Source organism: Paenibacillus sp. NPDC058367 (assembly GCF_042723305.1).
Classification (GTDB): Bacteria; Bacillota; Bacilli; order Paenibacillales; family Paenibacillaceae; genus Paenibacillus_AQ.
On the sequence record NZ_JBHXIZ010000004.1, the window covers coordinates 1 to 20601 of the forward strand.

Consider the following 20601-nt stretch of genomic DNA (forward strand, 5'->3'; position numbering starts at 1 on the left):
ACTTGCATGTATTAGGCACGCCGCCAGCGTTCGTCCTGAGCCAGGATCAAACTCTCCAATTAGTATTGAAAAGAGCGATATGCTCATTTTGAAACATCTGACGAGAAAATTAATTCTCTAATTTTGGATTTCACTTTCGTGATTTCCTACTCACTCGTTGTTCAGTTTTCAAAGATCAAGTTCTCGTTGGCGCCGTTTAATGTCTCAGCAGCAACTCTTATACTATATCATGTTCGACCGTTTAATGTCAAGCTCTTTTTTTAACTTCTTTTTCGAGCTCGGCATGTGTGTTTCTCGGCCAGAAATAGAATATATCATGTATAGAGATTCATTGCAACACTTTTTTTAAATATAATCTATAAATAAGAGACTGTGCTATTAATCTCCCTTTATATATTGGTATATACCTTTTAGCACAGTCTCATTTATACAGTCTCTTAATACTTCCTTCTCTAAGCAATGATCTCCTGAATATACAATTCTCGCTCCAACATTAGGTTCACAATCGTACCATCTACCTTAATCATAGGACGTGTTGGATTAGCACGGTCAGTAAATATGATCTCTCCATGACGTCCATCGCTCAGACGTATTCTGGTTCCATTAAACAAATCGGTACTCTTCTGTATAAAGGTCTGTACAACGACTGGGTCGAGCTTACCGAAGCTTTCTGTCATTATCTGCTCTAACACTAAATAAGGAGACTGTGCTTTTCTATAGGCCCTTTCTAGAGTCATTGCATGGAATATATCTGCTACCGCAACTACTTTAGCGTAAAAATGAATCTGGCTACCTTCTAGCTTAAGTGGGTATCCAGACCCGTCAACCTTCTCATGATGCTGCAATGCTGTTAGTCTTACCCCTTCATTAATCGCTGTAACATTACGCAACAATTGATAGCCATATGTAGTATGTCTGCGAACCTCTTCTATTTCAGCACTATTAAGTGACTCCGGCTTATGTAAAAGAGAACTATCTACTTTTGCGTTTCCGATGTCATGTAGCAATCCGGCAAAAGCGATCTGCATCCAATCCTTTTGCGGATACCCGCACCACTGAGCGATCTTATATGATGTTAACGCGGACAGTACGGCATTGTGATAGTTGTAATCCTCGTCTTTTAGCGTACGTGGAGAAAACTTCAACACATGATAATCCTTCAAATGACTAATAAGTAACTCTAATTGACTCCGCAACTCAAAAATAGGAAGTGAGGCTGCCGTTACCGAACGATAGCTGGTCCTAATAAGTGCGATCATTTTTTCATATTCATCATGTAGTGGGGAATTGTTCTTGATCAGCATCGATTCATTTATAATCGCTCCAGCTTTAAGTGCTGTCTGCTTGGCGTTTTTTTTGACAGCATCAGAGTTGGCCTCTCCCTGAACACCTTCGATCTCCACTTGCCCAACCAAAAAAGCTTCTAAAATTTCTAGATCACGGGGGAGTAGTATTTTTCCCTTGGTGAACAAAATCCCCCCCAAAGGTGTAATTACATCTTTGGTTATCTTTGAGCCCGCTTTAACTTCTCCAGCCAATACACTTGGCATATACTCAGCCCCTTAATTTCTATAACAATAAGCTCAGGATTACCGAAATCTAATATGACAGATAATTTCTGAGAAAATAGTACTTTATATACTGATTTATACTCTATCGGCTAATTATAGTACGGATAAAAGGAAGCGACTAGTGAAATGAAAACTATTCTTATAAAAATTCTCATTAAATTTCATTAAATAACTAGCTATTAATTAATCACAGCAAAAAGAGCAAGGGTCTCTGTAATAGAAGCCCTTGCTCTTTATTGAATAAAACCTACTCTAAATTATCTTCTTGATCCTCAGCGATTGTTTCCGGTTGATCAATATCACCAGATTCATCTACTGTTACTTGTTCCTCGAGGCCTTCCATATCTTCAGACAATTCGTCTTCTTCGTTCTTATCTGCTCTGCACAGAGTAGCCACTGCATCATCCTCGCGGATGTTAATTAGCTTAACCCCTTGCGCATAACGACCCATAGTAGAGATTCCATCCATGCTGGTACGAATCAAGGTACCGCTTGTAGTAATGATCATTAAGTCTTCATCGTTCTTAACGACTTTTAGACCAACTACAGGGCCATTCTTCTCAGTGAGATTAATGGTCTTGATTCCTTTACCACCACGAGTCTGGGAACGATAGTCACCGGCTGGTGTCCGTTTACCATAACCCTTGCTAGTAACAATCAGAACCTCAAGCTCCTTATCGACACAATCCATACCGATGACATGGTCATTACTATCAAGCGTAATGCCCTTCACGCCTGTCGCGCTACGACCCATAGAACGAACATCATTCTCTGAGAACGTAATCGACATTCCGCGAGCTGTACCGATAATAAGATTTTGCTGTCCATCTGTCAGCTTAACCTCAATTAGAGAATCCTCTTCACGAAGGTTAATAGCGATAAGTCCGCCTTTGCGGATGTTATTGTAATCCTCAAGCGGCGTCTTCTTCACGATACCTTCGCGGGTAGCAAAGAACAAGTACTTGTCACTATCGGTCTCTTCCACTTGGATTACGGCACTAATCTTCTCACCTTGTTCAATTTGAATCAGGTTGATGATTGGTGTCCCACGTGCAGTACGTCCCAGCTCTGGGATCTCATAAGCTTTAATCCGGTACACCTTACCCTTATCAGTAAAGAACATCAGATAGTTATGAGAGTTACTCACGAAGAGATGCTCCACAAAGTCCTGATCCTTGGTGTCCATCCCCATGACTCCGCGCCCTCCACGCTTCTGACTGCGGTAGGTGCTTACAGGTAGACGTTTGATGTATCCCGTATGTGTAATAGTGATAACAACCTCTTCACGCGGAATAAGGTCTTCATCCAGGATACTTTCTTCACCAACGGTAATCTCTGTCCGGCGTTCATCAGAATATCTATCACGAATATCCTGCAGCTCGTTACTGATGATTTCCAGTACAAGATGCTCATTCGCCAAAATTTCACGGTACTCTGCAATTTTAGCTAGCAATTCGTTATATTCATTCTCGATCTTTTCTCTTTCCAGACCGGTCAGACGCTGCATCCGCATGTCGAGGATCGCTTGAGCCTGCTCTACACTGAGGCTAAAGGTGCTCATTAATCCCTCGCGGGCTATATCCGTTGTCCGAGAAGCTCGAATTAACGCAATCACTTCATCCAGATGATCCAGCGCAATACGCAGACCTTCTAAGATATGAGCGCGTGCTTCAGCTTTTTTAAGATCAAATATAGTACGACGACGAATAACTTCAATCTGGTGCTGCAAATAATGATAGAGCACATCACGCAGATTAAGAATTTTCGGCTCGTTGTTCACGATGGCCAGCATGTTAATACCAAATGTAGATTGCATAGAAGTATGTTTATATAGATTGTTCAACACAACATTTGGATTCACATCACGTCTCATCTCGACAACTACACGCATACCGTTACGGTCAGACTCATCTCGAAGATCCGTTATACCCTCGATCCGTTTCTCACGTACTAATTCTGCGATTTTCTCAACCAGTCTCGCCTTATTCACCTGATACGGCAGCTCATGTACAATGATGCGAGCCTTACCGTTATTCTCTTCAATCGTTGCCTTTGCACGCATGGTCACTGAACCACGCCCCGTACGATAAGCCTGACGAATACCCTCACGACCCAAAATATATCCAGCCGTTGGGAAATCTGGGCCTTGGATATACTCCATCAATTCCATAGGGGTGATGTCAGGATTCTTAATCATCGCCTGCACACCATCGATAACTTCACCTAGGTTATGCGGTGGAATATTAGTAGCCATACCTACAGCTATACCAGATACCCCATTAACGAGCAGGTTCGGATAGCGAGCTGGTAATACAACTGGCTCATTCTCTTCACCATCATAGTTGGGTGCGAAATCAACTGTTTCTTTGTTCAAATCTCGAAGCATTTCGCCTGCAATCTTGGAAAGACGGGCTTCTGTATAACGCATCGCTGCAGCCATATCACCATCAATCGAACCAAAGTTCCCGTGACCGTCCACAAGCATATAGCGCATAGAGAAATCCTGAGCCATCCGTACCATTGTTTCATAGACGGCTGAGTCACCGTGAGGGTGGTACTTACCGATAACCTCACCGACGATTCTTGCCGATTTCTTATGAGGCTTATCCGCAGACATTCCAAGTTCCGACATCGCAAACAAAATGCGTCGGTGAACCGGCTTGAGTCCGTCCCGCACATCTGGCAAAGCCCGGCTAACAATGATGCTCATTGCGTAATCCATAAAGGATTCACGCATTTCCACGCCAATGTCCCGATCTTTGACTTGTGGGTTATTTTGTTCAGCCATGAGTTGCTGGACCTCCTTCAGTTAAAAAACCGCTACCCTTAATTATATTACTTTCACAAAAGTAGCACAATTAAACATGATAGCCTTTTATCTTCTAATATTGATTTCTTTTGCGCTGATTAGGGTATTCGCCCTTTCCGCAAATGTCTTTAGTACATAGACTGTAAAGACAAGAAACACGGTTTTATTATCCTAGTATCGTTCGATAAGGCATAACCCCATATCCTTATATTATACCATTGTTTAGGTAGCTTGTCCTGATTTTCAGCTGCCAAAGATTATGCTTCCACAGCAAGTTTTGTACAAGGGAATTCAAAAGAGCAAATGCTGCACAAAATTGTTAAGGAGGAAGATAATGAAGATTCAACGAGTCCCAAGTAAATGGGCTAAAACAAAAGTTATCCTTCAAAATCAATCTCTATCTCTATATGTGCCTGATACTCGTAAATATGATTTAAATGTTCTTAAAGAAATGCTTGCGTTATATGCCATGGTCTATATAAAACCTGATCGCGGAAGCTTTGGTATTGGTGTAATGAGAGCTGAGCAGCGTACGGTGATTTTAAGTCCTAGCCAGCAGAAGACTGAAATGACTGTCACCGCCAATAACGAGGAGAGAGAACAGCAAGAAGCACAGGTCCTATATATTTTAAGATATGCAAAGACGGCAGAAGTTTTCTTCTCCCCCGAAGAGCTGCATGAGGCCTTACAGAAACGAATTCAGAACCGTACCTACCTCGTCCAAAAAGGAATTGATCTCCTGCGTCATCAAGATCGTCCCTTCGACCTTCGAGTTCTTGCCCAAAAGACTCCATCAGGTGCATGGGAAACAACAGGAATGCTCGGAAGAGTAGCTGCCCCTCAGAAAATCGTCACCAATTATCATAGTGGAGGCAGTATTCTGTCAGTAAATACATTATTAAAAAATCATATGAACCCTTCTGAAACACTCTCCACGATTAATCAATTAAAATCTTTAGGGGTACAAATTGCAGGCCAATTGGAAACCACCTATCCAGGAATTAAAGAAATTGGTCTGGATATTGCCATGGATCAACATATGGATATGTGGCTGCTTGAGGTCAACACGCTTCCATCCATTGTTGTATTCAAGTTATTTCCTGATAAATCTATCTATCGTAGAATACACCGCTATGCTGTAGCATACGGACGTGTAAAAGCTAGAAAATCCCCATATACTACCCGCAATAGGCAATATACTAAAGCCTAAAAATCAGCTCTGAAACCAAAAAAACCTCCAGCATTCTCATTCCGTTAGGAACAGAAGCCGGAGGTTTTTATTCTTGAATGTAATTGTTACACATCAAGGTATCTGACGCTCTTCGCATGCTCATGGATAAAGTCACGTCTTGGTTCAACATTATCGCCCATCAGCGTATCAAAGATACTATCAGCGAGCATCGCATCTTCAATCGTTACTTGTAGCATCATACGAGCCTCAGGATCCATCGTCGTGTCCCACAGCTGGGTAGCATTCATTTCACCCAAACCTTTGTAGCGCTGAACATTGACCTTAACATTCTCACCAAAAGAGGCGATAATCTCATCGCGTTCCTTCTCGCTACCTGCATAACGGATCACTTTGTTGCGTTCTATCTTGAACAATGGCGGTTGTGCGATATAGATATAACCTGCATCTACTAGCTTCCGCATGTAACGGTAGAAGAATGTTAACAACAAAGTTCTAATATGAGCTCCATCGACGTCGGCATCCGTCATAATAACGACTTTATGGTAACGAGCCTTCGATAGGTCAAAATCATCACTGATTCCTGTACCAAGAGCAGTAATAATAGCCCGGATCTCGGCGTTAGATAAAATACGGTCTAAGCGTGCCTTTTCTACGTTTAGAATCTTACCACGCAGCGGTAGAATCGCTTGGAAATGACGATCCCGGCCCTGCTTGGCCGATCCACCCGCAGAGTCACCTTCGACGATATACAGTTCGCTGATAGACGCATCCTTGGATGAACAGTCCGCAAGTTTACCAGGTAGTGCACTGACTTCAAGCGCACTCTTACGGCGGGTTAACTCACGAGCCTTACGAGCGGCTTCTCGTGCACGTGAAGCTGAAAGCGACTTCTCAAGGACACGGCGTGATACTGCCGGATTCTCTTCCAGGAATTCCTGCAATTTCTCTCCGAACAGTGATTCTACTATTCCACGGACTTCACTATTTCCGAGCTTAGTCTTCGTTTGACCTTCGAACTGAGGCTCTGGAATTTTGACAGAAATAATGGCTGTCAATCCTTCACGCACGTCGTCGCCAGTCAGATTTGAATTACCATCCTTCAGCACACCCGCTTTACGGGCGTAATCGTTGATAATACGTGTTAGAGCACTTTTGAAGCCGGATTCATGCGTTCCGCCCTCATGGGTATTAATATTATTCGCAAAAGAGTAGATGTTCTCTGTATACGAATCATTATATTGGAGAGCTACTTCAACCTGAATCATATCCCGTGAGCCTTCCACGTAGATTGGTTCCTCGTGCAGCGCTTCTTTTTTCTCATTCAGATATTTCACATATTCAACGATACCACCCTCATATTTGAACACGTTGGTGACATCGGTCCGCTCATCATGCAGTGAAAGCTCAATTCCTTTGTTAAGAAAAGCTAGCTCCCGAATACGAGTAAGCAGTGTCGCATATTCAAAGACCGTGGTTTCAGTAAAGATTTCAGGGTCCGGATGAAAAGTTGTAGTCGTACCTGTCTCTTCCGTATCTCCAACAACTTTGATCTCATACTGTGGTGCACCACGTCTGTATTCCTGCTGATAAATATGCCCATCACGCTTAACATTAACAACAACCTTCTCAGACAAGGCATTTACTACGGAGATACCCACACCGTGTAAGCCGCCTGATACTTTATATCCGCCGCCGCCGAACTTACCGCCTGCATGCAGTACTGTCATTACAACTTCAAGCGTCGACTTTTTAAGTTTTTCATTTTCACCTACAGGTATGCCACGTCCATTATCGATAACAGTAATCCCGTTATCCTCATGAATAATCACTTGAATCCGGTCACAATAACCTGCTAGGGCTTCATCGATACTATTATCTACGACCTCCCACACCAAGTGATGGAGACCTTTAGAACTAGTGGAACCAATATACATGCCCGGACGTTTCCGGACAGCTTCTAGCCCTTCCAGTACCTGAATCTGGCTCTCATCATATGTCGGTTGATTCATTGACATGCCTTCACCTACTTCTTTCAGATTATCTCTTTGTTACTAAACGCAAGTTATATTTCGAGCAAAATTTTGGCTCTTTTTTTGAGAGTGGAGGAGGAAATGGGGGAGTAATACACGATATTTTTAGTTACGACAATAGATTTTGCTTCCTCTTCACCAATCCGCTCAAGCTTCTTGTCCTGCTCAGAGTGAATGACGAATTGCTTAGACACCTTGGAAGATTTCTCAATCGAAATATCAAATATTGCAATTAACTCCGAAGAGCGAATAATCTTCTCCCCGCCCAAATGAATATACATGATCTTCCTCCGCTCTTTATAACTCCACTTTTCCATCATGAACATGATATAGGCTGGCGCCCTTTAATTTATCGGCATTCAGACCCTCAATCCCGGTAGCGGTAATGAATGTCTGTACCTTGCTTTGAAAGGTTTCAATAAGCTGGGTCTGTCGGTAAGGATCAAGCTCGGATAAAACATCATCAAGAAGCAGCACAGGATATTCTCCGATTTCTTCATGGATCAGCTCGATTTCCGCCAGCTTGAGCGATAAAGCCGTTGTACGCTGCTGTCCCTGAGAACCGTAGACCTGGGCTTCCCTTCCGTTGATAAAAAAGGACAGGTCATCCCGATGGGGACCCGTCAGCGTCATGCCGCGCCTGATTTCTTGTTCTCTTGTTTGTGATAACTTTAACATAAAATTGTCTAATAAGACAGCTTCATCTTCCTCATCCCGATCGCCGAAAGAGGGGACATAGAGCAATTTCAGTTCTTCTCCGCCGTTCGTAATCCCCCGGTGTATGCTTTCAGCCCATATTTGCAGCTTCTTTATGAATTGTTTCCTTTTTTTGACGATTTTAACACCATGCTCCACAAGTTGAGCATCCCAAATTTCCAAAAGGTCTTTTCCCGCTGCCTCTTTCCCCCACAACTGCTTCAGCAAATTGCCTCTTTGTAAGAGAATTTTTTGATACTGCTGGAGGTGAAATAGATAACTGGGCTGGACTTGGCCAATCTCCATATCGAGAAAACGCCGTCTGATGCCAGGTGTGCCTTTGACTATCTCTAAATCTTCCGGTGCAAACATGACCACATTGAGTGATCCCACAAACTCACTAAGACGTCGCTGTTCTAAACCGTTAATCTTAGCTTTTTTACCTTTGGCAGATAGGGTGAGCTCTAGCTTGAGATCGCCGTACTTACGTTCTACCTCGGCAATGATCTGAGCAGCGTCTCCAGGGGCATCGAATGAGATAAGTTCGCGATCCTTCGAGGTGCGGTGGCTTTTGGTCATCGCCAGGACGAACAATGCCTCCATGAGGTTTGTTTTGCCTTGGGCGTTCTGACCCAGAATCAGGTTCACATCGCCCAAGCTCTCCAGACGCAGCAGCCCGTAATTCCGATAATGCTGCAGACCGATATTTTTAACAAACACGAAATGGTTCCTCCCCTAGCCTACTCCTCTTTGACTCCTCCGCCTTCAACCTGAAATGTGCCGTTATCCTGCACTTCAATTTGATCACCCGGATAAAGTTTTCTTCCGCGCCGTTCCTCTACTTCTCCGTTAACAAGTACATGTCCTTCTTGCAGCAAAGCTTTAGCCATTCCACCTGTGGATACACAATCAGAAAGTTTCAGGAATTGATCCAGCTTAATATATCCACTGTGGATAAGTATTTTTTTCATGGTTTTTATCCTTTCAGCCACTTATCCACATGTTCATGAATGTTGGCATTAATTTGTTGTACGGTAAGGCAAAATAATATACAAGCTATTGGTTTGATCGAGCGGCTTCAAAATGATCGGACTCATCATTCCTGTAAATGCTATTACAAGCTGCTCACTCTCAATAACTTTTAAGACATCGAGCATATATTTGGAGTTGAAAGATATTTTGAGCGGTTCACCTTTGAAATCAATGACTTCAAGTTCTTCGCGAACTTTACCAAGCTCAGAAGAGCTAGATGAAATTTCAATACCGCCTTGCTCAAGCGTCTGCATGCGCACAATATTGGTTTTTTCTTCACGGGACAGCAAATAAGCACGATCAATCGATTCGCTTAATTTTTTTGTGTCCAAAGTTAGTTCTGTTTTGTAGGTTGTTGGAATAATTCTAGAAGTATCCGGATAAATTCCATCAAGGATCCGTGAATAGAACAGTACTTTGTCGATTTTAAAGAGAACTTGATTGTCCGCTACTACAATATCAACGAGCATATTTTGATCAGGAATAATCTTGCTTAGCTCATTAAGAGTTTTACCGGCGATTACGATATTTGCAAATTGGACATTCTCCGTACCTTCTAGTCTTGCTGCTCTTGTAGCTAAGCGGTGACGGTCTGTCGCTGTAAACTTAAACTCATTATCAGCCAGATTCCACAGTATACCTGTTAAAATCGGAGTTGTCTCTTGGGTAGAAATAGAAAAAGCGGTTTGTTTAATCATATTTTTCAGCAAATCACCTGGCAGGGAGATAGTATCGTTCTCCTCAATACTCGGTAGCACCGGGAATTCTTCAGGGTCTAAACCTACGATCTGAATCTCAGTGGATCCAGAAGAAATATACGTTTGGAATCCTTCTTTAACTTCCATGTGAATCTCTTTGGAGGGCAGCTTCTTAATAATTTCGACGAAAAATTTAGCGGGAAGAACAACACTTCCTGGCTGATCTATCTTCACGATCGTATGGCTGTCATTCTCTGCTGGAATAAATGATTGAATTGAAATATCGGTGTCGCTTGCAGTTAATGTGACGCCTTGATGGCTAACTTCCAGCTTAATACCGGTCAGAATAGGGATGGTTGTTCTACTGGATATAGCTTTGGATACGTGTTGAATGGATTCGTTGAGTTCATTTTTAAGAATGCTTATTTTCATGATTTCACTCCTAGCTGAAAAATTGGGAATTTCGTTGTATTTGTATCTCTTTATTACGCGTCTTTACATGATGAATTATTATAGTTATTTAATAGTATTAGTAGTAGGGGCGTCTAATATGTGGATAACCCTATCAAATAGCATAAAATTAAGCCTACCCACATGTGTATAGATTGTGTATAGGCTCTTTGTTCCTCTTAGGAAGGATTTTTAATTTTCTCCGCAAGATTATTTACCACTTTGTACAACTCCTGATCGACCTTTAATGACTGTGTAATTTTGTCATGCGCATGAATTACGGTCGTATGGTCACGTCCTCCGAATGCCTCACCAATCTTAGGGAGCGAATAATCGGTTAGTTCACGGGAGAGATACATTGCGATTTGACGTGGAAAAGCTACGGCTTTCGTACGTTTTCGCGCTTTGAAGTCTTCAAGGCGTAAATTGTAGTATTCACCGACTTTTTGCTGAATATCAGCGATGGTAATCATCTTAGGCCGGCTGGAAGGAATAATATCCTTGAGTGCTTCAGCTGCCAAATGAGTGGTTACATCCTGGTTAGTTAGCGAAGAGTAAGCAACAACCCGGATTAATGCACCCTCCAGCTCACGAATATTGGTGTCAATCTGGTTAGCAATATACATCATGGCCTCATTAGGGATATCAAGGTTCTCTGCCTTCGCCTTTTTGCGCAAAATCGCAATTCGGGTTTCTAGATCGGGTGGTTGAATATCCGTAATCAAGCCCCACTCGAACCGGGAACGTAGCCGTTCTTCCAGTGTGGGAATTTCCTTTGGCGGTCGGTCGCTGGAGATGATAATTTGCTTGCGTTCTTCGTGGAGCGCATTGAACGTATGAAAAAACTCCTCCTGCGTGGACTCTTTTCCAGCGAGGAATTGAATATCGTCAATAAGCAAAATGTCAACGTTACGATACTTATTGCGGAAGCTTTCACCGCGGTTATCACGGATTGAATTGATAAATTCATTCGTGAATTTCTCTGATGAGATGTAAATAACCTTGTTATTCGGGTTATGTTCTAGAACATAGTGCCCAATGGCATGCATTAAATGGGTTTTGCCCAGACCTACACCACCATATAAAAACAAGGGATTGTATGCTTTGGCCGGCGCTTCGGCTACTGCCAGTGAGGCTGCATGCGCAAAACGGTTGCCGGAGCCGATTACAAAAGTGTCAAAAGTGTACTTGGGATTGAGTAGATGCGTTTGCGCTTCTTCTCGTGATACTACGGGAGTGGGAGCGGATTGTTGAACCACAAGCTCAGGCGGCTTGCTTTCTTCAATCACGAATTTTACATCCACTTGTTTCCCAGTGACTTCGTAGACCGTTGCTCCTACTAGTTTGGTGTAGCGACTTTCCAGCCATTCTACTGCGAACGTTGTAGGTGCCGAGATAATGAGAACCTGGGAGTTGAAGGTTATCGCTTTAGTAGCCTTAAACCAGGTATCAAAGCTCGGCTTGCTTAATTTGGTTTGAATAATCGATAAAATTTGCTGCCATAATTCGGAAGTATGGCTGTCCACAGACTGTCACTCCTTTAAATCTTCCAAATGTGGCATCAGCCATGAAGTGGAAATGTCGAAGAAAATAGGTTGGTGCTGATATTTATCCCCAGTAGGCAATATGAAGAGACAAAAAAATATGGATAAATTTGATTTGTTCACAACTTTATCCACAGCTTGTTGATAATTAAGAGAACAAACAAATCTATTCACATTCAAAAGTAATACCATCATAGCAAAACGCCCCTTATTTTTCAATGAGCAGGGCTATTTTATCCACAAATTCAAGCACTTGTGTACAATTATTAGGAACACCACTACATATTGTTGATAATTTGTTTACGGTTCGACACTTTACGCCAAAGCTTCGATAATTTTATACACAGGTTGTGCTCATCTGTGAGTAGTCGACTTTATTTTTTGATCACAGGTGGATAACTGTCATATCTTGTGGATTACTTTTTTTCTAATGGGAGTTGTGGATAAGCGGCTTGAATTAGAGAGAGGGTCTGGAGCCAGCAGTAGGTTGACTTTTGCGCATAAAATATGTTTAAATATATAAAGGTGTTTTCTGTAAGGATATGTCTCGATAATTAAATGATGATTCATGTAGATACTGTCCCTACTATAAGGACGGCTTAGACCGTTTCTGCTTATATGACAGTAATTAAGTTCCTGTAAGGGAGGTGCAATTATGAGACCGACATTTAGACCAAATGTGAGCAAACGCAAGAAGGTTCACGGTTTCCGTAAAAGAATGAGCACGAAAAACGGCCGTAAAGTGCTGGCAGCTCGCCGCTTGAAAGGCAGAAAAGTTTTGAGTGCGTAAGTTAGGCCACTAAGGGACCACTCCGGTGGTCTTTTTTTACTGCTTTTTATTATTATTTGCTCTGCAAACGACTAGGATCTCGCTTAATGCGCTAGCTACACTTTGCGGGGCTATTTAACGTATATACAGAATTATTTTGTGAGAAGTTGAGAATATTTTTCTTTCTATAATATAGAAGGGAAATTTCGGCGTTGTAGTCGCGGTCGTTTATGGCGACATCCAAATGACTATACTATTAGAAGAAAAAAATTCGGAAGGATACTTTTAACCGGATTTATGAAGGAGATTCCCGTGCACAAAAAGTTACGATTACGAAACCGTGCCGACTTCAGTCGTGTATATCGCCATGGGAAGTCATTTGCGAATCATCAATTTGTAGTGTATTGGTTTAGCAAAAAAGAGGTAGAGCGATTTAGAGTTGGGGTATCGGTCAGTAAGAAGGTTGGAAACGCGGTTGTCCGTAACCGAATGAGAAGATTGGTGAAGGAAATCGTCCGTCATCATGAACCTGAAATTGCAGGTGGACTCGATATGGTGTTTATCGTAAGAAAAGGAGCGCTTTCCATGGAATACGCAGAGCTCGAAAAAAGCGTGCTGCATGTACTGCGCAAAGCCAAGCTACTCAAGGCTTCCCGCAAATAAAGGACGCATAAGAGGCTTGTTTATTTGTATTCATAATTATGGTATGATTTACGGTGGAATGGAATGTTCAAGAGAGGGGTTTTGAAGTGTCTCTAATGAAGACTAGACGGGGAAAATGGTTTCTCCTCATCACAGTGATGGTGTTGTCGTTAGCTGTTCTGTCGGGATGCGCTCCGTCAGCTGCTGTTACGCACACTACGGAGGATTTAAAGAATGGAGGCTTCTGGCAAAGTAATGTAGTGTATTATTTCGCCATTGCCTTGGACAAGTTTGCTGATTGGTTTAACGGAGAATATGGTTTAGCCGTACTTGTGATGGTTATTATTGTCCGCACGTTGATTCTTCCGCTTACGATTAAACAGGTGAAGAGCTCGCGGGCAATGCAAGCCATTCAACCGGAACTCCAAAAGATCCAGAAAAAATATAAAGACACACCTGAAAAGGTGCAGCAAGAAACGATGCGTTTGTTCCAAGAGAATAAGGTTAATCCAATGGCGGGTTGTTTACCGCTGATCGTACAAATGCCTATCTTTATCGCTCTCTACAACTCGATCTACTATAATCCACATCTACGGGAGCACTCCTTCTTATGGCTGGAGCTAGGTAAGCCGGATCATCTGTTTATCTTACCAGTGCTTGCAGCATTAACAACATTTATACAAACTAGAATGATGACTAAAATGAACCCGATGCAACAACAAGGGCCAATGCAGTTCATGATGATGATCTATCCAGTTCTGATTTTCGTTATGTCCTACAACTTCCCAGCAGCATTGCCGTTATACTGGGTTTACAGTAACATTTACACTATTGTTCAGAACTATTTCTTATATCGCAACAACGATAAACATAAATTGGCAATCGCAAGTGCTGTGAAAAGTACAGATGACTCAACTGCTGTGAAGAGCAAAGGCGGCAGTAAAGCATCGAAGGGAGCCAAAAAGTCAAAATGAGCAAAGTCGTCGCAACAGGGAAAACCATTGAAGAAGCTGTAGAACGGGGACTAACCCAGCTTGGAGTTCAAAAGGACCGGGTAACGGTCAACGTACTTGAGCAGCCATCAAGAGGATTCCTGGGATTGATCGGTGCGAAAGGTGCCAAGGTTGAGTTAACCTTGATAGCCGAAGCCGCACCGGCATCAGCGGCGAGTGCTCCGTCACTGCCTCAGCAGTCAACAAGAGAGAGCAAACAGGAGGCTAACGGCGGTGTGCCACGCCAAGATTCCGGACAACCGGTGGAGGAAGCTTACCAAGAAGCCGTTCATTTCATTGTGGATGTCGCTAAGAGCATGGGGCTCGAAGTGGAAGTCGAAATCGTCCACACTAAGGAATCCACGATTCTGCAGATATCAGGTCCAGATTTGGGACTTTTGATTGGTAGAAGAGGACAAACTCTCGATGCTCTGCAGTATTTGGCTAATATCGTAGCTAATCGTTACTCCGACAGTTTTATACGGCTTGTGCTAGATGCGGAGAACTTCCGTGAGCGGCGTAAAAAAACTCTCGAAGAGCTGGCTGATCGTTTAGCCAGTCGTGTCATTCGGACTCGTAAAGAGGTAGTACTGGAACCGATGTCACCTCAGGAACGGAAAATTATTCACTCCAGATTACAGGATCATCGGCAAGTGAATACCCTTAGTAAGGGCGAAGAGCCAAATCGCCGCGTCGTTATAACTTTGAAGTAAAGACTATATGATGCAATGACTCCTTGACCAATGTAAGGGGTCATTGCTTTTTTAACAATATAAGACCGTTTATGATCAAAAAAATATAGGTTTTGGGGTGAAAAACAGCATGCTTAGTGACACCATTGCTGCCGTATCGACGGCATTAGGCGAGGGAGGAATTGCTATTATTCGGGTAAGTGGCCCTCAGGCTATTTCCCAAGTGGCGCCTTTGTTTCGTAGCCGAGTTCCGTTAACTGAAGCGGAATCGCATACCGTTCATTATGGGCATATCGTTAGTCCGGATAACGGAGAGAAGATGGAAGAAGTACTTGTAACCGTAATGAAGGGCCCACGTTCTTTTACGACCGAGGATGTAGTAGAGATCAGTGCTCATGGGGGTGTAATTTCTGTAAGAAGGGTGATGGACTTACTTCTTCAGCAGGAGATAAGGTTAGCCGAGCCGGGTGAGTTCACCAAGCGTGCTTTCTTGGGTGGACGTATTGATTTATCACAGGCTGAGGCGGTTATTGATCTCATTCGCTCGAAGTCGGATCGTGCGTTTTCTGTGGCTTTAAAGCAGGTTAGTGGATCCTTGTCGGATCGAATTCATGCTTTGCGCCATACACTTATTGAGATGCTGGCTCATATCGAAGTGAATATAGATTATCCAGAGCATGATGTAGAATCCATGACAGCTGAATTTATTAAAGATAAAAGCAGTGAAGTGATGGAAGGAATCACAAAGCTTCTTAAGACTTCTAATGAAGGAAAAATTCTTCGTGAGGGGATAACGACAGCTATAGTTGGTCGTCCCAATGTTGGTAAATCTTCTTTATTAAACGCGTTAGCACGTGATAACAAAGCGATTGTAACAGATATTCCCGGAACAACACGTGATGTCATCGAAGAATATATAACGATAAACAACATTCCGCTTAAGCTGCTTGATACGGCGGGAATTCGTGAAACGATGGACGTAGTGGAGAAGATTGGCGTAGAACGTTCCAAGGCGGCAGTTAGTGATGCGGATCTGATTCTACTTGTGCTAAATGCTAACGAAGAGCTGCATGAGGACGAATTGGCATTGATGGAACAAATCCACGGTAGACAATGCCTAGTGATCATGAATAAAATGGACTTACCGCCCAAACTGGATAAGGATAAGTTGCTCTCGTTCTTTGAGGAGTCCAACATCGTACCGATGTCTGTTCTGGAAGAGGAAGGTCTAGACAAACTTGAAGATGCCATTTCGACACTCTTTTTTGGTGGAAAGCTGGAATCGGGTGACTTGACATATGTAAGTAATGTGAGACATATTGCACTGCTTAAAAAAGCCTATAAATCACTACAGGATGCATACGATGCGGCGGAACAGTATATTCCAATTGATATGATTCAAATTGATGTACGGCTAGCATGGGAACAACTCGGTGAAATTATTGGCGATACGGCAGCGGATTCGTTGTTAGATCAAATATTCTCACAATTTTGTTTAGGAAAATAAGTTTTACATTTTAATATAACATTTAGGGGGAAACAGGACATGAGTTATGATGGAGGCAACTATGACGTAATCGTCATTGGCGCCGGTCATGCCGGTTGCGAAGCAGCTCTAGCGTCAGCACGAATGGGCTGCAGCACGTTGATGATCACAATTAACCTGGATATGGTTGCATTCATGCCCTGCAATCCGTCCATAGGCGGACCTGCCAAAGGACATGTGGTGCGTGAGATTGATGCGCTAGGCGGAGAAATGGGCCGTAATATAGATAAGACTTTTATTCAGCTTCGTATGCTTAACACAGGGAAGGGACCTGCGGTACATGCATTGCGTGCACAAGCTGATAAGTTCTTGTACCAACATACAATGAAGGAAACGATGGAGAAAACGCCTAATTTGACGCTTCGTCAAGGGATGGTTGAGCGTTTAATCGTTGAGGATGGACGCTGTGCAGGTGTAGTTACGAAGACAGGAACAGAATACCATAGTAAGACAGTTATCCTGACTACAGGTACTTACCTGCGTGGTAAAGTGATCATGGGTGAACTGACATATGAGAGTGGACCTAATAATCAGCAGCCATCAGTGAAGCTGTCTGAGAATTTGCGGGAGCTTGGTTTTGAATTGGTGCGTTTTAAGACAGGTACACCTCCACGTGTACATCGCGATACGATCGATTTCTCGAAGACAGAAATTCAACCCGGCGACGATGAGCCTAAATTCTTTTCGTTTGAAACGAAATCATCGAACAATGAACAGCTTCCTTGTTGGTTAACTTATACCTCTGAGGTTACTCATCAGATTATTAATGACAACCTTCATCGTGCGCCGATGTTTACGGGTATTATTGAAGGAACAGGTCCACGTTATTGCCCATCTATTGAAGATAAAGTAGTAAGATTTAGTGATAAATCTAAGCATCAGATCTTTTTAGAGCCAGAAGGAAAAAATACATCGGAATACTATGTACAAGGTCTGTCGACTAGTCTTCCTGAGGATGTACAGCTAGCCATTCTGCGTTCTATCCCTGGTATGGAAAAGGTAGAGATGATGCGTAACGGCTATGCTATTGAATATGATGCAATGGTTCCTACACAGCTATGGCCATCTCTTGAAACTAAACGTCTACCAGGTCTTTTCACTGCTGGACAAATCAATGGTACTTCCGGTTATGAAGAAGCAGCTGGCCAAGGTGTAATGGCTGGAATTAATGCAGCGCGCAAAGTGCAAGACAAAGAACCCGTAATCTTAGATCGTTCACAGGGATACATTGGTGTACTCATTGATGATCTGGTGACTAAGGGCACTAATGAACCTTACCGTCTGCTTACTTCACGTGCAGAATATCGTTTGTTGCTTCGCCATGATAATGCAGATCTAAGACTTACACCTATCGGTTACGACATTGGTTTGATTACACAGGAGCGTTTCGATAACTTCACGGATAAAAAAGAACGGGTGGAGCGTGAAATTGTTCGTCTGCAAGAGACAAAGGTTAAACCTGTTGAGGTAAACCATGTACTAGCGCAATATGAATCGGCACCTATTGTAGACGGCAGTAATTTGCTTGTTTTGATGCGGCGTCCAGAACTTGTATATAGCTTCGTAGATCAAGTCTCGCCATCACCGGAAATGCTGGATGCAGAAATGAAGGAGCAAGTAGAAATCCAAATCAAATATGCCGGATATATTGAAAAACAGCTCCAACATGTGGAGCGCTTGCAAAAGATGGAGAAGAAGAAAATTCCAGATGACATTAATTATAATGAAATCCATGGATTAGCGATGGAAGCGCGGCAGAAGCTGACTAAGATCCGTCCAATCTCTATCGGGCAGGCCTCTCGGATTGCGGGAGTCACACCTGCCGACATTTCCATTCTCCTCGTATATCTCGAGCATTATAACCGGGTAACCGCGGCGAAAGGATAATCTATGGATAATACGGAAGTTCAATTCACACAGCTTTTACAAGAAAGAGGCATTACACTTACAGCAGAACAATTGGAGCAATTCGATCTTTACTATAAGGAACTCGTATCCTGGAATGAAAAAATGAATCTCACTGGAATAACAGAGCGTGAGCAGGTTTACACGAAACATTTTTATGATTCGATCTCCCTAGCCTTTTTCCTTAATATCAATGAGATAAACAATTTGGCAGATATCGGTTCGGGAGCCGGGTTTCCAGGAATTCCGCTTAAAATTTGTTTTCCACATTTGAAACTTACGATCATTGATTCATTAAGTAAAAGAATTTCTTTTTTGCAGCATGTCTGTACTACGTTGAAATTAACTGATGTGCAATTGATTCATGGTCGAGCGGAGGATATTGCCCGGCAATTCAAGCATCGTGACGCTTATGATTTGGTGACTGCGCGTGCGGTGGCAAGATTATCCTTGTTGAATGAGTTTTGTCTTCCTTTCACACGTAAGGATGGAGTTTTCGCTGCCATGAAGGGAAGCGATCCATCAGAAGAATTAAGTGAGGCGAAGTACAGCTTAAAAGAGCTTCGTGCTCAACTTGGTAAAGTAGAGTCGTTCAGCTTGCCTGTGGAAAATTCGGCGCGACATATTGTCATTATTCGTAAGACAGGTGCCACTCCTGCTAAGTACCCACGAAAAGCGGGAATTCCTGCCAAAACACCACTTATCAAATAATGTTTCACGTGAAACATTATAGATTGGCAAATATATTTAAGGTCATCTTCTTTTTAGAGGATGACCTTTTTTGAGTGGAATTGCGATAACGATCTTATATGAACGTTAATTAAAAGATAAACTAAATTGATATGTTTATTAAGCGGCTATCATTATGAAAATGCAGGAAAAATAGGTCTTTACGGAGAATATGATTATGTAGAGAAAAGTGATAGAATAGCATAGTAGACTTTTAATTTTGTATATAACTCCTTCTCTGTACTCTTGTTCGAAAGAAGGAGAGATTATGATGCCTGATAGCTGCAGGCCATTTCATAATATCAGAATGTTTTTTATTGCTGTACGATACGCTTTCCGAGAAGAAGGTCAAGAAGATCGTACTATAACGAAATTAGGTGGTTATGAACGGAATGAAAGAACAATTTACCAAGCTATTTGGATTTACCGAGCGGAGCAGCGGAGAAGAAATTAAACAAATACCAGTTCATGAGGTCATTAGCAGTCCTTACCAACCACGGACGATATTTGATGACGACAAGATCGATGAGTTGTGCCAGACGATTAAAACTCATGGGGTCATTCAACCCATAGTTGTACGCATGCGAGATTCCGTGTACGAGATCATCGCAGGTGAACGACGCTGGCGTGCGGTCAAAAAGCTTGGTTTAGAGACGATTCCAGCCATTGTTCGTGAATTCAATGATTCACAGGCCGCATCTATTGCGCTTATAGAAAACTTACAGCGTGAGGGCTTGACCTCTATTGAAGAAGCTGTTGCTTATCAAAAGTTAATTGATCTTCATCAATTGACACAAGAAAGCTTAGCACAACGACTAGGTAAAAGTCAGTCTACCATAGCTAATAAAATTCGCTTACTTAATTTACCTGAAGAGGTTAAGACGGCGTTAATGGAGCGTCAGATTTCTGAAAGACATGCACGTTCATTATTATCACTCGATAGTGTGGAGATGCAACTGAAAGTGTTGGCAGAAATCATTTCAAAAGGCTTAAATGTTAAACAAACAGAAGCTCGTATTGCTTTCTACAAACAAGTCTCACAAACTAAAAAATCAAAGCGGGTCTCCTATACCAAGGATGTTCGTCTAGCTCTTAATACAATTCGTCAATCTATTGATATGGTGTCAGGCTCAGGGATGGAAATCAAAACGTCAGAAAATGACCGTGGTGACCATTACGAGATTGTAATCCAAATCCCCAAAAGATAAATTGTTTCAAAAGCTAAAGGCGGCCTTGAGGTGATTGGCCGCCTTTGGTGTGGCTAGGACCGGGATGTGTTGGTCAGGCCTGTAATTTAAAGTTCC

At 42.5% G+C, this 20601-nt stretch carries 17 protein-coding genes and 1 rRNA gene; 9 read left to right on the plus strand and 9 right to left on the minus strand.

What is annotated here, in order from left to right; all coding sequences use genetic code 11:
- The 3 genes from ACFWMP_RS20705 to gyrA all read right to left on the minus strand — a co-directional run.
- Nucleotides 1-62 (minus strand): 16S ribosomal RNA (locus ACFWMP_RS20705); the annotation flags it as partial.
- Nucleotides 63-452: 390 nt separating this feature from the next.
- Nucleotides 453-1550, minus strand: a complete 1098-nt coding sequence (locus ACFWMP_RS20710; RefSeq protein ID WP_339244169.1) for an HD-GYP domain-containing protein — start codon at nt 1548-1550, stop codon at nt 453-455.
- Nucleotides 1551-1818: 268 nt separating this feature from the next.
- Nucleotides 1819-4359 carry a DNA gyrase subunit A gene (gyrA, locus tag ACFWMP_RS20715; protein WP_042183783.1) on the minus strand — a complete coding sequence of 847 codons (2541 nt, stop codon included), beginning with the start codon at nt 4357-4359 and terminating at the stop codon, nt 1819-1821.
- Between the two features lie 355 nt (nt 4360-4714).
- Between gyrA and ACFWMP_RS20720 the strand changes: the two genes are divergently transcribed.
- Nucleotides 4715-5590 carry a YheC/YheD family protein gene (locus ACFWMP_RS20720; protein WP_339244167.1) on the plus strand — a complete coding sequence of 292 codons (876 nt, stop codon included), beginning with the start codon at nt 4715-4717 and terminating at the stop codon, nt 5588-5590.
- An 86-nt stretch (nt 5591-5676) separates the two neighbouring features.
- Here ACFWMP_RS20720 and gyrB read toward each other — a convergent pair whose 3' ends face one another.
- The 6 genes from gyrB to dnaA all read right to left on the minus strand — a co-directional run bounded on the left by gyrB (nt 5677) and on the right by dnaA (nt 12004).
- Nucleotides 5677-7587, minus strand: a complete 1911-nt coding sequence (gene gyrB / locus ACFWMP_RS20725; protein ID WP_042183779.1) for a DNA topoisomerase (ATP-hydrolyzing) subunit B — start codon at nt 7585-7587, stop codon at nt 5677-5679.
- A 47-nt stretch (nt 7588-7634) separates the two neighbouring features.
- Nucleotides 7635-7883, minus strand: coding sequence for an extracellular matrix regulator RemB (remB, locus tag ACFWMP_RS20730; RefSeq protein ID WP_036677731.1), 249 nt, complete (start codon nt 7881-7883; stop codon nt 7635-7637).
- 16 nt (nt 7884-7899) lie between these two features.
- On the minus strand, nt 7900-9018 hold the full coding sequence (recF, locus tag ACFWMP_RS20735) for a DNA replication/repair protein RecF (RefSeq protein WP_042123050.1): 1119 nt from the start codon (nt 9016-9018) through the stop codon (nt 7900-7902).
- Between the two features lie 20 nt (nt 9019-9038).
- Entirely contained in the window at nt 9039-9269 is a 231-nt protein-coding gene (yaaA, locus tag ACFWMP_RS20740) for a S4 domain-containing protein YaaA (RefSeq protein ID WP_042123047.1), read from the minus strand.
- 48 nt (nt 9270-9317) lie between these two features.
- Entirely contained in the window at nt 9318-10460 is a 1143-nt protein-coding gene (gene dnaN / locus ACFWMP_RS20745) for a DNA polymerase III subunit beta (RefSeq protein WP_042123045.1), read from the minus strand.
- Nucleotides 10461-10657: 197 nt separating this feature from the next.
- On the minus strand, nt 10658-12004 hold the full coding sequence (gene dnaA / locus ACFWMP_RS20750) for a chromosomal replication initiator protein DnaA (protein ID WP_042183777.1): 1347 nt from the start codon (nt 12002-12004) through the stop codon (nt 10658-10660).
- 673 nt (nt 12005-12677) lie between these two features.
- Between dnaA and rpmH the strand changes: the two genes are divergently transcribed.
- The 8 genes from rpmH to noc all read left to right on the plus strand — a co-directional run bounded on the left by rpmH (nt 12678) and on the right by noc (nt 20505).
- Entirely contained in the window at nt 12678-12812 is a 135-nt protein-coding gene (rpmH, locus tag ACFWMP_RS20755) for a 50S ribosomal protein L34 (RefSeq protein ID WP_039295761.1), read from the plus strand.
- 291 nt (nt 12813-13103) lie between these two features.
- Complete coding sequence (rnpA, locus tag ACFWMP_RS20760; protein ID WP_042193070.1) at nt 13104-13454, plus strand: ribonuclease P protein component; 351 nt, start codon at nt 13104-13106, stop codon at nt 13452-13454.
- A gap of 86 nt (nt 13455-13540) precedes the next feature.
- Entirely contained in the window at nt 13541-14407 is an 867-nt protein-coding gene (locus ACFWMP_RS20765) for a YidC/Oxa1 family membrane protein insertase (RefSeq protein WP_042193068.1), read from the plus strand.
- The gene (gene jag / locus ACFWMP_RS20770) at nt 14404-15138 is read left to right on the plus strand and encodes an RNA-binding cell elongation regulator Jag/EloR (RefSeq protein WP_042193066.1); all 735 of its coding nucleotides are present in this window, start codon (nt 14404-14406) and stop codon (nt 15136-15138) included. Before ACFWMP_RS20765 ends, jag begins: the two co-directional genes overlap by 4 nt.
- A 109-nt stretch (nt 15139-15247) precedes the next feature.
- Entirely contained in the window at nt 15248-16624 is a 1377-nt protein-coding gene (gene mnmE / locus ACFWMP_RS20775; RefSeq protein ID WP_042193063.1) for a tRNA uridine-5-carboxymethylaminomethyl(34) synthesis GTPase MnmE, read from the plus strand.
- A 39-nt stretch (nt 16625-16663) separates the two neighbouring features.
- The gene (mnmG, locus tag ACFWMP_RS20780; RefSeq protein ID WP_042193060.1) at nt 16664-18550 is read left to right on the plus strand and encodes a tRNA uridine-5-carboxymethylaminomethyl(34) synthesis enzyme MnmG; all 1887 of its coding nucleotides are present in this window, start codon (nt 16664-16666) and stop codon (nt 18548-18550) included.
- Nucleotides 18551-18553: 3 nt separating this feature from the next.
- Complete coding sequence (gene rsmG / locus ACFWMP_RS20785; protein WP_379424608.1) at nt 18554-19279, plus strand: 16S rRNA (guanine(527)-N(7))-methyltransferase RsmG; 726 nt, start codon at nt 18554-18556, stop codon at nt 19277-19279.
- 410 nt (nt 19280-19689) lie between these two features.
- Complete coding sequence (noc, locus tag ACFWMP_RS20790) at nt 19690-20505, plus strand: nucleoid occlusion protein (protein ID WP_076285062.1); 816 nt, start codon at nt 19690-19692, stop codon at nt 20503-20505.
- Nucleotides 20506-20601: the final 96 nt, after the last annotated feature.